The sequence below is a fragment of the Pandoraea sputorum genome (assembly GCF_000814845.2).
GTDB classification, from domain to species: Bacteria; Pseudomonadota; Gammaproteobacteria; order Burkholderiales; family Burkholderiaceae; genus Pandoraea; species Pandoraea sputorum.
Genome location: NZ_CP010431.2, coordinates 5396279 through 5411395, shown reverse-complemented (window position 1 = coordinate 5411395; position 15117 = coordinate 5396279). Strand labels below are relative to the sequence as shown.

Here is a 15117-nt window from a genome sequence, read left to right as displayed (position 1 = left end):
GTGTGGCGTAACTTTCTACGAACCGGAATATGGCGATAACTCCTGTAATTCTGTGCGGCGGTAGTGGTACACGTTTGTGGCCTTTGTCGCGAGCCAGCTATCCAAAGCAGTATCTCGCGCTCGCCGGTTCGGACACGTTGCTCCAGCAGACGGTCAAGCGCGTTGGCGCGCTCGACGGTGTGGCCGCACCGTTGATCATCTCCAATAACGAACAGCGATTCCTCGTGGCCGAGCAGCTGCGCGCGATTGACACGACGCCGGGCGCCATCGTGCTCGAACCCGTGGCACGCAACACCGCACCGGCGGTCGCGGCGGCGGCGCTGGTGGCCCTGCGCCAGGACGCCGACGCCACGCTGCTCGTGCTGCCCTCCGATCACGCCATCGCCAACGAGGCCAAGTTCCTCGAAGCGGTGCGTGCGGCCAAGACGCTCGCCGACGACGGCTATTTGGTCACCTTCGGCATTCCGCCGACGTCTCCCCATACCGGTTACGGCTACATTCGCCGCGGCGTCGCCACGCAAGTGTGCGCGAGCGGTTTCCGCATCGACCAGTTCGTCGAGAAGCCGGACGCCGAGAAGGCCGCAGCCCTCATCGCCGCTGGCAACTGCTACTGGAACAGCGGCATGTTCATGTTCAAGGCGTCGGCGTATCTCGACGAACTCGAACGTCTCGCCCCGGCGATGCTCAAGCAAGTGAAAGCGGCGGTGGAGCACGGCGCGGTTGATATCGACTTCTTCCGTCTGGACAAGGCGAGTCTCGAAGCCTGCCCGTCGGACTCCATCGACTACGCCGTCATGGAGAAGGCGCAGCGCGCCGCCGTGGTGGATGCCGACGGTCTGGGATGGAACGACATCGGTTCGTGGTCGGCAGTCGCGGAGATTGCCGAGCGTGACGAGAACGGCAATAGCCTGATCGGCGACGTGGTGACGCACGGCGTGAAGAACAGCTATGTGCGTGGCGAGAGCCGAATGGTCGCGGCCATCGGTGTCGAGAATCTCGTGATCGTGGAAACGCCGGACGTCGTGCTGGTCACTTCGAAGGATCACGTGCAGGACGTCAAGCGTGTGGTCGAGACGCTGATCGCCGAAGGCCGCTCGGAGTCGGTGTTCCATCAGCGCGTGTTCCGCCCGTGGGGCGACTACGAAGGCATCTGTGTGGGCGACCGCTTCCAGGTGAAGAAGATTGTGGTGAAGCCGGGCGCCTCGCTGAGTTTGCAGATGCACTTCCACCGGTCGGAGCACTGGATTGTGGTGAAGGGCACCGCGCGCGTGGTGAACGGCGACACGACGACGCTGCTGACCGAGAACCAGTCGACGTACATTCCGCTGGGCACGACGCACCGTCTGGAGAACCCCGGCCGCGTGCCGCTCGAACTGATCGAGGTGCAGTCCGGCGCGTATCTGGGCGAAGACGATATCGTCCGCTTCCAGGACGACTACGGCCGCACGAAGTAAGTACTCAGGAAGCACGCAGGAAGCACGTAGGAAGCACACAGAAGGACACAGGAAGCGACTGACAAGCACCGAGCAGTCCCGCTCGCCCCGATGAAGGGGCGAGCCGCACGACCAGGGCACGCGCAGCACAAAAGACGTTGTTCGACAAAATCACGAATGACACGGGGCAGCGATGAGCGAGGGGGCGAAGGCACGAAGGCCAGCGGTGACTGCGCGCGAGGAGGGCGTGCCGCTCGTCGGTGATGCATCGGCCGCATCCGCCTCCACGCTCGCGCTCGTCGATAATCGCCCGATCAGTCGCGCTCACGCGCAAATGCGTACCACCATCGACGCCAGTCCGCGCACCCGCGCGGTGGCCCAGCAGCAAGCGCTGGCGTCACCGCCGCCGCGCACCGCAACGCCGTCGTCATCGGCCCCTATCCAGCGCGTCATCGATTTCTCGGCCGACGTCGAGCGGCAGTACACCAAAGACGCGTATCTGACGAAGCTCATGCACGTCAGTCATCTGTCGTTCGACGAGATTCGGCGGACGTGGATCGCTGCCGAAGCCTCCACGGAACACATCACGCTGCCCGACAACATCGAGATGGCCTGGGCAAAGCTGGCACCGTTCCAGCCACCAACCACGTCGGCATCAACGCCTGTATCGACGCCGAAACGCCGCGGCGCCAAAGCTTCCACTTCGCTTCCCCAATACCCCGAAGATGACGCAAACCTTCTCGATAAGGCTGCGAGCGCCATTCCGATGACGTCACGCTTCGATGCCCCCAAACATCGAACTGCAATCGGAAAGCATGCCAACACGATCTTTCCTTACGCCAGAGAGGAGTCCGACGAGGCGCGCCAGCCGTGGAACCCCGAGAAGCCGGGCAAGTTCGAGGAGCGCTTGCCGGCCGTCGATTTCACGACGTGGGACAACCTCGAGCTTTATCAGAAAGAGACGCTGCTGGAGAATAGGAGCAAGCCCGGCGTATTGATGGACGAGCTGAAATGGCTGCTCAGCGAGGCGCCGGATAAGGGCAACGACTACGTCATCGCGCTTTACAGTCATCTCGCCGCCTTGCGGGGCGACGCCCGCGCCGTGGGTGCGGAAGCGGGGTTCGCGGATCACGGCGCATACGTTCAGAAGATCGTCGATATCCGAAGCGGAAAGGGGCTTGAGTCCGACACTTACAAGCCGCGTAACTTCAGTCAGGTGTCGTCCATCGACTGGACCAAGAACAAGGCGCTGATCGAAGATCATCCCTTCCTGCGTCAGCGAAGAGAACAGGTGTACAGACATCTTGACCCGAAGGAGGATAAGAATGCGCTGGACATGCTGACCAAGTGGGCTTCGCCTGCGACGGGGGTGCAGAAGAACAACGCGGGCATGGACGACCGCATCGCGACCAAGAGCCAAACGCCGAAACACGCAGGTGACGATATCGCGTTGCTGGATTCGACGCTCGCACGGATTGCGCCGATCGAGGGCACCTTGTACGCCGCCTACCCGAGAAACGACTCGCTCGCACCCGGTCATCTGTTCAGTCAGGGCACGCCGTTGAGCGCGAGCGAATCTGCGGGCGGGACGGTCGCGTTTTCAAAGAGTGGCATGACGAAGAAAGGCGGTCAGATCGATCGCTACCGCATCTATGCCAAGGGAATGAACGGAATACCGATCAGCCCCGTTGCCCCGGATATCGGGCATGGGCAACGCGAGGTCGTCTTCCGGGCCAGTGCGACGTTCAAAGTCCTGACCATCGAGCAAGGCAATTTCGGTGCGGGCGCGACGCGGCTCGTCACCATGGTCGAACAGGGGGAGTCAACGTCGCAGATCGATGCTGTCAAGCGGAGTCAGGATGCGCTGATCAACAGAAATGACCGGTGGCTGACTCAACTAGGCGATACGGGCATCGACCAGCGTACGCAGTCGTGGTTCATTTCCAACAGCACCGGCGGCACCGTGGAGGGGCAGCGCGACGCCAGCTTCGCATTTCCTTATGGGAAGAAGACCGCGCAAGCTTGGCATGACGTCATTACCGACAATGGCATCGACATCTGGTCGGTGGACGGATTCCGCACGGTGGCCGCGCGCTTATCCGGCAAGACGAGCAGTGGCGTCGAGTTCATCGCAGAGGACGACGAGCCGTCATTCTGGGGCGCGCCGGTGAATCTGACGCCTCAGGAGCAGGAGAACCTGAAAGCGCACGGTCTCTCGGTGACGGAAGCCACAGAACAAGCCAACAAAGGCTTGTTCAATGTGAGTTACCGGCAGGATGACAAGGTGTCGGGGCTCGGTGAGCTGCTTGCGCGAAGCAAGCAGGAATTCGACAAGATTCTCGCCCCGAAATCGAAGGGACGCCGAAACGTCGGCTCGGGCACGGAAAAGGAAATCCGGATTGCGAAGCTGGCAGCACGTGTTCAGCAGCAGATCAGTGTGCTGCATCCGCTCCACGACGCCAACGGACGCGTGAGCCGCGCGTATGCCTATCTGATCCTTCGTCGGGCAGGATACGGCGACAAGCCGTTGCGCTTGTTCGATCAGGACAAGGACCAGACCACGTCGCCCACGGATTGGGAAAACCAGTTCGCCGACTATCGGCCGGGGACGGAGACGCAAGGCAAGCGGTCTCCGAGCACCGTGCCCCTGACGGACATGGATAGCGCTTACGACTTCATTGGCAGTCTGGCGGGCGGGAACATGGCTGAGCGGCTTCAGGAGGTCGATGCGGAGGAAAAGGCTCTGATCTCCAAGTCCGACGTCGATGACGCAGACATGTGGGTCGAAGAGGAGCTGCTTGCGTTGGCGTTACATCTCCCCTCGTGGTTGCAGCCGCAGTTTGGTCAGGAGATGGCGGAATTCGTGCAAGCCTATTACGAGCGCCAGGAAGCCGAGCGCCGGGAGAGCAGAAAAAAGAAGAAGCGGGGACACGTCGAGCCATCGACCAAGCCAGAACGCTATGCCGCCGCGATTGCGCTGAAACGTCGTCTGACAATTGCGATATCGCGCGAGATTCAGAAAGAACTGAAGCCGAATCCAACGCCGAAGCAAACGACAACGACGATAACGCCGATACCGAAGCGAACACCAAAGCAAACACCGACGCCAAAACCAAAACCAAAACCAAAACCAAAACCGAAGTCGACAAGCCTCAACCGCAAGCGAACTATCCACGAGAGTCTGTCGGAAGAGGAAACGTTATCGGACACCGATGACGACGAAGCGCACACCCCGATGCGTGGTGTCCAACATAGTGGGGGCTACGATTGGGACGACGAGGAATCCGAAGATTACGACGATCCGAAGGACCTCGACTACGAGCCGAAAAAGACCAAGAAGACGAAGTGGTCTAAATGAAAAAGCCCCGCCGTCGAATCGAGGGCGGGGCTTTGCTCAGTCGCTCAGAGCGTCGCTTAGAACCCGAAGTGCCCTTGCACATAAACCATGCGCGGTGCGCCGACCATACGGCCCGCGTTGCCGTCGACGTTGCGCGTGTAGAAGCGCTTGTCGAACACGTTGTTCAGGCCCACAGTGACGTCGGCGTTCTTGTAGAACGGGATCTTGTAGCTCGCCTGCAGGTTCCACACGCGGAAACCCGGCACCTTGCCGTTGCTGCCGTCGGCGGATTCGGCTTCGGTATTCGCCAGATCCGAGTACTGCGAGCTTTGGTGCGTGGTCGAGACGTTGAACGTCCACTGGCCGATCGCGTAGCGCGCGCCGAGGGTGTCGGTGAAGCGCGAGTAGAACGGCACGTCCAGACCCGAGGTCGCGCCGGACTTCTGAATCGCCCGCGTGAACGTGAAGTTGGCGTAGACGTTCAGGCCGCGCAGCACGCTGTCGCGATCGAACGTGTAGTCGATGGCGGTTTCGATGCCGTCGTGGTCCGTCGCCCCGATGTTCTGGAAGACGGCCGGGTTTGAGCCGGGCACTTGCAGAATCTGGTTGTCGAACTTCATCTTGAACGCCGTCAGTTCCGCCTTCCAGCGGTTGTCCGTCCAGCGCGTACCGATTTCATACGTGCGCGCCAGTTCCGGTTCCAGCGGGTTCGTGGCCGACATCGAGTTCAGCTGCGTGTTCTGCACCGGGCCGAACGACGTGCTGTAGTCTGCGAACACCGTCCACGCGCTGTTCACGAGATATGACAGGTTCACCGACGGCAGCGCCTTGTTGTTGTCCGAACGGAAGGTCGCACCCGACGCGTTGTCGACACGTTGCGAATTGATGAATTCGTAACGCAGACCCGGTGTGAAGCGCCAGTTGCCCCACGCCATGCGGTCGTCGATGTAGAACGCGTTCGCGCTGGTGTAGTTGTTGAACGTTTGCGTAGCCGAGTTCTTGCCAGTGGCGAGCGTCGTCGTCCAGCTGTTGTCGTCGCCACGCTCGTGGATGTAGCGATAACCCACGGTCACGTCGTGCGCGGTCGGGCCGAAGAACAGACGCTGCGTGAAGCGCGGCTCGATGCCGAACGTCTCGTAATTGCGCGGCTGATGCGTCGTCGACGTGCCCGTCGCGTTAATGAGTGTGCTCTGACGGTAGCTCGAGTTGTAGAACGTGCGAATCTCGAATTCCTGCGTCTCGGAGATCGTGTTCAGGTAACCGAAGTCGAGCCCCGTGCGATTGCCGCTCCAGTAGTCGTTCGGACGCGTGTTCTGGAACGGATCGGCATTGAACTGCGCGACGCTCAGGCCACCGGGCGTCATCGACTTCACGTCGTAGTAGGAGAGCTTGCCGTACACCTGCTGGCTGGGTGTGATGTCATAGCGCCACTTGAGTGCGACGTCGTTCACGTGCTCGTCGCTGCCCTTACGCCAGTCGCGTCCGACCATACCCGAGTACAGCAACGCCAGACCGAGACCGTTGTCCATCTGTGTGCCGAGGAACGCGCCGTACTGCGTGTTTGCGCCGCCACCTGTCGTGTAGATGTTCTCGCGCACGGTCGCGTCGGCGGTCAGCCCCGGTGTGTTCGGGATCGAACGCGTCTTGAAGTTGATCACGCCGCCCACGTTTTGTGGGCCGTAGCGAACCGCACCGCCGCTGCGCACGACGTCGATGCTCTCGATGTTGAACAGGCTCACCGGGGCGAAAGACAACTGCGGTTGGCCGTAAGGCGCGACAGCCATCGGAATGCCGTCGAGCAGTACCGTCGAGCGTGGCGAGTATCGGCCGGTGAGGCCGCGGACCCCGATGTTCAGCGAGATGGCGCTGCCCGCAGTGCCGGAGTTGTCGCTCGACTGCACACCCGGAATGCGGCGCATGACGTCACCGATGCTCGTCGCGCCGGACTCTTCGATCTGCTCCTTCTTCACCACCGTGCGCGCACCCGGGAAGGTCTTCGCGCTGTTGTCGAGGCCGGTGCCCAGCCAGTCGCCGGAGACGTTCACTGCACCGAGCTCGACGTCGGCTTTGGCTTCGGCCGCCGACGTGGCTTGCTGCGCGTGCGCGGCCCCCAACGTGGCCATCAGCAATGCGGCGGCGCAAGCGGTCGCGCGGGGCAGGCGTTGGCGGCGATGGGCAGGAATGACGGCGGAATGGATCGCGGGAGTAGCAACGGCGGCAACGGCAGCAGCGGCGGTGCGGCGACTTGCGGACATCTTCATCTTGGCAGACCTTCGTAACTTCTGGCGGTGGCGAGCGAGGCCGCTGAGGGATGTGCGCGTGACGGCAAGGCACATCTGCGGCGTGCGAATCGTTATGAGTAATACGTTGTAATAAAGCGACGCGGATTATAAATGCAAATCACTCTCATTTTTGATGGGTGTCGCCAAACGTCTCTCGGTATTCGGGTGAGGAGGATTACGCGGGAGCACGCACGACAACCAAAGCCCGGGGGAATGCGCGACATTGCGCCGAGATGGCGTGCAATGTCGGGGGGAAGCTGGAAGAAGCGATCGCAAACGCCGACCTCGATGTTTGCTTCAACGGTCGGTTGAGACTGTGGCTGCAGCGCTACAACCGCACGGTATATAGGGTTTCCGGCGGCGTCGGATTATCCAGTTTTGCTTATCAATCGCCCAAAATCGATTGATTGTTCGTGGTGCACCGGGCCGCAAGAATAGGGGACTACTCAAAACGATGCCGATAACGGAGACCCTGCGATGCCGAAGCTCGACGCCTCGACCCATCAGGCCCTTGCCCGCGAACTGCACGAAGCCGAGCGTAGCCGCACGCCCGTAATGCAGTTCTCCCGCCGTTATCCCGAGATGACGATTGCCGACAGTTATGCGATTTCGCAGGCGTGGCTCGCGCTGAAGTTCGCGGAGGGTCGTCGCGTGATCGGGCACAAGATCGGGCTGACGTCGCGTGCCATGCAGGTCGCCGCCCAGATCACCGAACCCGATCACGGCACGCTGCTCGACGACATGCTTGTCGCCGACGGCGCAACGCTGGAGGCGTCGCGCTTCATCGTGCCGCGTCTCGAAGTGGAGCTGGCGTTCATTCTCGCCAAGCCGCTCAAAGGCCCGGGCGTGACGCTGTTCGACGTGCTCGACGCCACCGCCTGGGTGACACCCGCGCTGGAACTGATCGACGGTCGTATCGAACTGTTCGACCGCGACACCAAAGCGCCGCGCAAAGTCTTCGACACGATTGCCGACAACGCGGCGAATGCCGCCGTGATTCTCGGCGGCCGTCCCGTCAAGCCGGATGCCATCGACCTGCGCTGGGCAGGCGCGCTGCTGTATCGCAACGGCGTGATCGAAGAGTCCGGGTTGAGTGCCGCCGTGCTGAACCATCCGGGCAACGGTATTGCATGGCTCGCCAACAAGCTGGGCGCATTCGACGAAGGGCTGCAGGCGGGCGAGATCGTGCTGGCGGGCTCGTTCACGCGGCCGGTGGCCTGCGCGGCGGGCGACGTCTTTCATGCGGATTACGGTCCGCTCGGCGCCATCGGTGTGCGCTTCGTCTGACGTTTAGTTTGCGGCCGGATGCGGCCATAGACCGCCTCCGACTGCCCCTCACATCAGGAAGCCCTTGTTATGAAAACACCTCCGAACACCTTCCGTCAGGCACTGGCAAGCGGTGAGCGCCGGATCGGCCTGTGGATGGGACTCGCCACGCCGTACGCCGCCGAGCTATGCGCAGGCAGCGGGTTCGACTGGCTCGTGATCGACGGCGAGCACGCTCCGAACGATCTGCGCACGATGCTCGCGACATTGCAGGCCGTCGCACCCTATCCGGTGCACCCGGTCGTGCGTCTGCCGCACGGCGACGCGGCGCTCATCAAGCAAGTGCTCGAAATCGGCGCAACGACGCTACTCGTGCCGATGGTCGAGTCTGCCGCGATGGCGCGCGATCTCGCGAGCGCCACGCGCTATCCGCCGCAGGGCACGCGTGGCGTCGGTAGCGGACTGGCGCGCTCGTCGCGCTGGAATCGATACGAGGACTATCTGCACGCTGCGAACGACACGACGTGTCTGCTCGTCCAGGTGGAGACGGCCGATGCACTCGCGCAAGTCGACGAGATCGCCGCCGTCGATGGCGTGCACGGCGTGTTCATCGGCCCGGCGGACCTCGCGGCGTCGATGGGCTACCTCGGGCAGGCCACTCACCCCGAAGTGCGCAGCGCCGTCGAAGACGGCATTGCGCGCATTCGTCGCGCGGGCAAGGCGGCGGGCATTCTGTGCGTCGACGAGGCGCTGGCACGCCACTACCTCGACCTCGGCGTGACGTTCATTGCGGTCGGCATCGACACCACGTTGCTCGCCAACGCGAGCCGCGCACTGGCCGCGAAGTTTGCTGTCCCGGACACCTCAAACCCCGAGAAGGGCTGAGCGGGCAACAAAAGGGCGCGCGATCCCCCCGATGTTCCGAATCGCGCGCCTTCCCTGCCTTCCCCGCCCACCCCTTTGTGCTTCCCCCGAATATTCATTTAAAGAGACAAGGCATGAGTGATACCCGTTTTGACGTCGCCGGTGTGTCGGTGTCGCCGGACCACTACATCGATGGCCGTCGCGTGGCGTCTGCCGAGACGTTCGAGTGCGTCTCGCCCATCGACCAGACGCATCTGGGCAATATCGCCAGCGGCAACCTCGGTCACGTCGATGCTGCGGTGACGTCGGCCTCGCTGGCGTTTCCCGCGTGGGCGGCGCTGAGCGCGGCGCAACGTCAACCGTATCTTCAGCGCTTCGCCGATGCCATCGGTCGCCGCGCCGACGCGTTCGCTACGCTTGAGAGCGCAGACGCAGGCGTGCTGCGCTCGCGCATGGCACACGGTGTCGTGCCACGCGCCATGCAAAACATCACATGGTTCGCCGAGCATGCCCTGACGCTGCAGGACCGCGTGATCGAGACACCGCAGGCACGCCACCTCGTGCGCCACGATCCGGCCGGTGTCGTGGCCATCATCACGCCGTGGAATTCGCCGCTGATGCTGGCGACGTGGAAGATCGGCCCGGCGTTGGCGTCGGGTAACACGGTGGTGCTCAAAGCGCCCGAGTGGGCACCGTTGACGTCGTCGCTACTGGCCGATTGCGCGCACGAGGCGGGATTGCCGCCGGGGGTCTTCAACCTGTTGCAGGGCTCGGGTGCGCAGACCGGGGCGGCGCTGGTCAGCGATGCACGGCTCGCGCGCATCTCGTTTACCGGCTCGGTCGCCACGGCCAAATGGATTGCGAAGACGGCCGCCGACAACCTGGTGCCGTGCAGCCTCGAACTTGGCGGCAAGTCGGCGTTTATCGTGCTGGCCGACGCCGATCTCGACGCTGCCGCTGCGACCGCCGCGCTGATGTACCGCAACGCGGGGCAGGTGTGCCTCGCGGGGACGCGTCTGCTCGTGCATGCGGACGTGGCCCCCATGTTCATCGAAAAGCTGCGCGAGGTGGTCGGGCGTCTCGTCGTGGGCGATCCGCGCGACGCCGCGACCGAAGTCGGGCCAATTATCCATATGCGTCAGCTAGAGCGTGTGCAGGGGTTCGTCGAGCGCGCCGTCGCGCTCGGCGCTCGCGTGCTGTGGGGCGGCACGCGGCATGACTTCGGCGCGCAGTACTTCGCGCCGACGCTGCTCACCGATCTGCGCCAGCAGGACGAGATCGTGCAGCAGGAAGTCTTCGGCCCGGTGCTCACACTGCAAACCTTCGCGAGCGACGACGAAGTCGTCGGCATGGCCAACGGCACCGACTACGGGCTGGGCGGCGTTTGCTACGGCGACGAGGCGCATGCCATCGCGATTGCCGAGCGCGTGCGCACGGGCTTCATCTGGATCAACAGCTTCGGCATTCGCGATCTGGCTGCACCGTTCGGCGGCATCAAACGCTCGGGCGTTGGACGCGAGGGCGGCGACTGGAGCTTCGAATTCTTCTGCGACGTGAAGGATGTCGTCGTGCCGAAACAACCGTTCAAGGCGAGCTTCAGCCATCGCTGATGGCGCGCTGTCGCATCGCCAAAACAATCAGCAAGACAATAGGACAAGAGGAGAGCAGCATGGGACAGATCGTTGGCGCGGCGCTGGTGTCGCATCACCCCGGCCTGATGCAATGTGAGGAGTTTCGCGTGTTGCAGGGCGCGGGGGCGGATTCGGACCTGATTCCCGGGTACGCACGAGTGCGCGAGCGCATTGAAGCGGTACGTCCGGACGTCGTCATGATTTTCGATTCGCACTGGTTCACGACCGGCTATCACCTGATCGACGGCGGCGCGCGCTACTCAGGCATGTACACGTCGGACGAGATGCCTTGGTATCTGCACGGTGTGCCCTACGACTATCGCGGACACCCGGAACTGGCGCTCGCCATCGACGGCGTAGCGCGTGAGCGTGGCGTGCGTGCGCGCGCCGTGCAGCATCCGGATCTCGCACGGCATTACCCGACGATTAACGTCATCAAACAGATGCGTCTGGACGCATGGCCGATCGTCACCGTGAGCTCGTGCCAGAACTGCGAGACGCAGCACTTCCTGCAATCAGGCGAAGTGATCGGCGAGGCGATTCGCCGCAGCGATCTGCGGGTGGTGATGCTGGCGTCAGGCGCGCTGAGTCACAAGTTCAACGGCATCGACTGGAAGCCGAATCATCCGCGCATCTTTCACGAGAGCAACGTGTCGCGCCCGGAGAACATCGAGAGCGACAAGCGGGCCATCGAAGCGTTTCGCGAGGGACGTCACGACCGGATTCTGGCGGACTGGGATACGGACTACCGGAAGCGTCCGTGGGAAGCGCACGGCGCGCACTACCTGCAGATGGTCGGTGCGCTCGGTGGGGCCGAATGCCGCAGCGCGGGCACCGTGCTGTCGGACTACGAGAACGCGCGAGGCACGGGCAACGTGCATATCTGGTTCGATACGATCTGACGAGGCGACATCATGGATTTCGAATTTCCGCTGCGTGAATTGCCTGCGGTGATGCGCGGCCCGCGCGTGGAGCGTCGCCATATTCTGCTGGGCGGCAGCGCGTTCTGGGGCACGATGATCGATGAGACGGGAGACGCGCAGGGCATGCTCCGGCTCGACGATGGACGTCTTGTCGATCCGCAAACGGTGACGCATCTGCCACCGGTGAATCCGTCGAAGATCATCGCCGTGCACATCTCCTATCGCTCGCGTAGCATGGAGACGCGCAACAAACCCAAGCCCACCGACACGCCGACGTACTTCATGAAGCCGACGACGTCGCTCAACGGCCACGACGGCCAGATTCTGAAACCGACGGATTGCCGGTATCTGAACTACGAAAGCGAGTATGCGGTGGTGATCGGGCGCACGTGTCGCAACGTGCTGCCGGACGAAGCATGGGATTACATCGAAGGCTTCTGTCCGGCGCTGGACATGGGCTTGCAGGACTTTCGCGACACCGATCAGGGATCGATGCTGCGGGTGAAGGGGGCGGACACGCTGCTGCCCATCGGACCGGGTATCGTGCGAGGCGTGAACCTGTTCGAACAGACGTTGCGCACCTATCGCAACGGACGTGTCGTGCAGGAAGCGCACATCGGCGACGAAACGATCTGGGGCCCGCATTACGTGATCGCGGACATTGCGCGTCACATCACGCTGATGCCGGGTGACGTCATTCTGATGGGCACGCCGTGCCACTCGCGTTCGGTGGATGCGGGCGATCTGGTGGAGTGCGAGATTACGGGATTGGGACGGCTCTCCGGCCGGGTCGTGCAGATCGATGCCCCGCGTGCAGCGGCGCTCGGTGTGGGCCATCCGCCGGGCGACAGTCCGGAAGTGCGCCGTGTGGCGCTGGGTTTTGACGAACGTGTGCCGGAGCGATTCAAGGAGAACTATCGTCTCGCGGCACAACAACCGGAGTAGACGGATGAAGGTGACGATCATTGGCGCGGGCGCCATCGGTGGGCTGATCGGGCAGCGACTCGCGGCGACGGGCGAAGCGCAGGTCAGCGCGCTGGCGCGTGGCGCGACGCTGGCCGCACTGCGAGAGCGGGGCTGGCGGGTCAGGCAGGGCGAGACGCTGGCAACCGGCCCGGTGGCGGCGGCGCATCCGTTGGAGGACGCTGCGAAGCTTGGCGAGCAGGATCTGGTCGTGATTGCGGTGAAGGGACCGGCGCTGGCGCAGGTGGCGGCGTCGGTGGTGCCGTTGCTCGGGCCGCAAACGCTCGTGTTACCCGCGATGAACGGCGTGCCGTGGTGGTTCTGTCAGGGCGTGCCGGGGTTTGGCGATGGGACGCTTACGAGCATCGATCCGGCGGGTGCCATCGGCGCGGCGATTCCGTTGGCGAACGTGATCGGTTGCGTGGTGCACGCGAGTGCTTCGACGCCGGAGCCGGGGCTGGTCGATCACAAGATGGGCCGTGGGCTGATCATCGGCGAGCCGGGAGGCGGTGCGAGCGAGCGCGTGCAGCGTCTGGCGGCGTTGCTTGAGCGTGCGGGGTTCGAGGCGAAGGCGTCGGAGAACGTGCGTCTGGATATCTGGTACAAGCTCTGGGGCAATCTCACGATGAACCCGGTGTCGGCGATCACGGGCGCAACCATCGACCGGTTGCTCGACGACCCGCTGGTGCGCGATTTCTGCTCGGCGGCGATGCGCGAGGCCGCGGCCATCGGCGCGAAGATCGGATGCGCCATCGACCAGTCGCCGGAAGACCGGCATCAGGTGACGGCAAAGCTGGGGGCGTTCAAGACGTCGATGCTGCAGGACGTGGAAGCGAACCGTCCCATCGAACTCGACGCGCTGGTGAGCGTTGTGCGCGAGATCGGTCAGCGGGTCGGCGTGCCGACGCCGAACATCGATGCGCTGCTGGGCCTGACCCGATTGTTCGGTCGGGTGCATGGGTTGTATCCGCAGTAAGTCGTTCGTCGCTGGCAGGGCATAAAGAAGAAGGGGCACCGCGGTGCCCCTTTTCTCTTATGGATTCGGATGACGCGCGCCGATCAGCGCACACCCGTGTGCCGGTACACCTGGCTCAGCGCCATCAGTCCCACAGCGGCAGCGGCCATCATGTAGAAGCTCGGAGCGAGTTTGCTGCCCGTCGCGGTGATCAGCCAGGTCAGAATGAACGGGGCGAAGCCGCCGAAGAACGTCACCGACAGGTTGTACGACAGCGACAGGCCCGTCGTGCGCGTCTTCACCGGGAAGATCTCCGAAGCCAGCGCCGGGAGCGGCGCGAAGTACATCGTCATCAACACGCCCAACACCGTCTGCAATGCTAGCATCACGCCGAAGCTCGGGTGCGTCGACAGCAACCAGAACATCGGCCAGATCGTCACGAGCAGAAGCGCGGCGGCAATCATCATCGGTTTGGCGCGTCCCACACGATCCGACCACGCGCCTACGACCGGCGAGAGGAACATCTGCACGATCCCCGTTGCGACCGTCGCTGCGAATGCCACCGACGCAGGCAGGCCCAGTTGCTTGATGGCATACGTCGGCATGTACAGCACCAGATACGTCGAGACAGTGGCAACGACGACCGCGCCGACCGCCAGCAACAAACGCATCTTCTGATGACTCAACGTGTCGCGCAGCGGCGTTTGCGTCGGTTCGGATTCCAGAAACTCCGGCGTCTCGCTCACGTGACGGCGGATGTAATACGCCACCGGGCCGATCAGCAAGCCGAACAGGAACGGCACGCGCCAGCCCCAGCTCATCATCTGATCCGGGGTCAACGTGCTCGTGAGCACCGCACCGAAGCCCGCTGCCAGTAGCGTCGTCAGCCCCTGACTCGCGACCTGAAAGCTCGCGAAGAAGCCGCGCCGTTGTGGTGCGTGTTCGGCAAGGAACGCAGTGGCACTGCCGAACTCACCGCCCGCCGAAAAGCCCTGAATCATGCGTGCCAGCACGATGCCGGCCGGTGCGAGCAAACCGATGGTCTCGTACGTCGGCATGAAAGCGATGATCGCTGTGCCCGCCATCATCAGCAAAATCGTGAGCGTCAGCGCTTCACGACGCCCCCGTCGATCTGCATAGACGCCGATCACAATTGCGCCCAGTGGTCGCATGAAGAACGACACGCCGAACGTGCCGAGCGTGAGCAGTAGCGAGGTCGTGTCGTCGTGCGTGGGGAAGAACAGCTTCGAGATCGTGACGGCGAAGAAGCCGTACACGACCAGATCGAACCATTCCAGCGCGTTACCGATGGACGCCGATATCACCGCGCGCCAGGTGTGTGAAGTCGAATGCCCGCGAATGTGGGCACCGGCAGCCGTTGCAGTGTTCATGAAGTCTCCAGTCGTTGTCTTATATGTTGCGCATGCTCGTCTAGCGTTGTGCGGCGAGCATGCGCGCCGCGT

General features: G+C 63.1%; 10 protein-coding genes. 8 read left to right on the top strand and 2 right to left on the bottom strand.

The genetic code is table 11. The annotated features are described in order from the left end of the window. Positions 1 to 29: 29 nt before the first annotated feature. The gene (locus NA29_RS24010; RefSeq protein ID WP_039393769.1) at positions 30 to 1454 is read left to right on the top strand and encodes a mannose-1-phosphate guanylyltransferase/mannose-6-phosphate isomerase; all 1425 of its coding nucleotides are present in this window, start codon (positions 30 to 32) and stop codon (positions 1452 to 1454) included. A gap of 205 nt (positions 1455 to 1659) precedes the next feature. Continuing rightward, a complete protein-coding gene (locus tag NA29_RS24005) occupies positions 1660 to 4791 on the top strand; it encodes a Fic family protein (protein ID WP_039393767.1) in 3132 nt (1043 codons plus the stop codon). Positions 4792 to 4847: 56 nt separating this feature from the next. Here NA29_RS24005 and NA29_RS24000 read toward each other — a convergent pair whose 3' ends face one another. Beyond that, positions 4848 to 6893: a TonB-dependent receptor family protein gene (locus tag NA29_RS24000; RefSeq protein ID WP_052252361.1), complete on the bottom strand. Its 2046-nt coding sequence runs from the start codon at positions 6891 to 6893 to the stop codon at positions 4848 to 4850. A 636-nt stretch (positions 6894 to 7529) separates the two neighbouring features. On the opposite strand from NA29_RS24000, the gene hpaH reads away from it, so the two are divergent. The 6 genes from hpaH (at position 7530) to NA29_RS23965 (ending at position 13675) form a co-directional block, all read left to right on the top strand. Then, on the top strand, positions 7530 to 8339 hold the full coding sequence (hpaH, locus tag NA29_RS23990; RefSeq protein ID WP_039393765.1) for a 2-oxo-hept-4-ene-1,7-dioate hydratase: 810 nt from the start codon (positions 7530 to 7532) through the stop codon (positions 8337 to 8339). Positions 8340 to 8408: 69 nt separating this feature from the next. Continuing rightward, on the top strand, positions 8409 to 9203 hold the full coding sequence (gene hpaI, locus NA29_RS23985; RefSeq protein ID WP_039393762.1) for a 4-hydroxy-2-oxoheptanedioate aldolase: 795 nt from the start codon (positions 8409 to 8411) through the stop codon (positions 9201 to 9203). Between the two features lie 113 nt (positions 9204 to 9316). Next, positions 9317 to 10792 carry an aldehyde dehydrogenase family protein gene (locus NA29_RS23980; RefSeq protein WP_039393760.1) on the top strand — a complete coding sequence of 492 codons (1476 nt, stop codon included), beginning with the start codon at positions 9317 to 9319 and terminating at the stop codon, positions 10790 to 10792. Positions 10793 to 10851: 59 nt separating this feature from the next. Further along, entirely contained in the window at positions 10852 to 11715 is an 864-nt protein-coding gene (locus tag NA29_RS23975) for a DODA-type extradiol aromatic ring-opening family dioxygenase (RefSeq protein ID WP_039393758.1), read from the top strand. 12 nt (positions 11716 to 11727) lie between these two features. Further along, positions 11728 to 12681, top strand: a complete 954-nt coding sequence (locus NA29_RS23970; RefSeq protein WP_039393756.1) for a fumarylacetoacetate hydrolase family protein — start codon at positions 11728 to 11730, stop codon at positions 12679 to 12681. Positions 12682 to 12685: 4 nt separating this feature from the next. Beyond that, a complete protein-coding gene (locus NA29_RS23965) occupies positions 12686 to 13675 on the top strand; it encodes a 2-dehydropantoate 2-reductase (protein ID WP_039393753.1) in 990 nt (329 codons plus the stop codon). Between the two features lie 83 nt (positions 13676 to 13758). On the opposite strand, the gene NA29_RS23960 is transcribed toward NA29_RS23965, so the two are convergent. Further along, on the bottom strand, positions 13759 to 15045 hold the full coding sequence (locus NA29_RS23960; protein WP_039393751.1) for an MFS transporter: 1287 nt from the start codon (positions 15043 to 15045) through the stop codon (positions 13759 to 13761). Positions 15046 to 15117 lie beyond the last annotated feature (72 nt).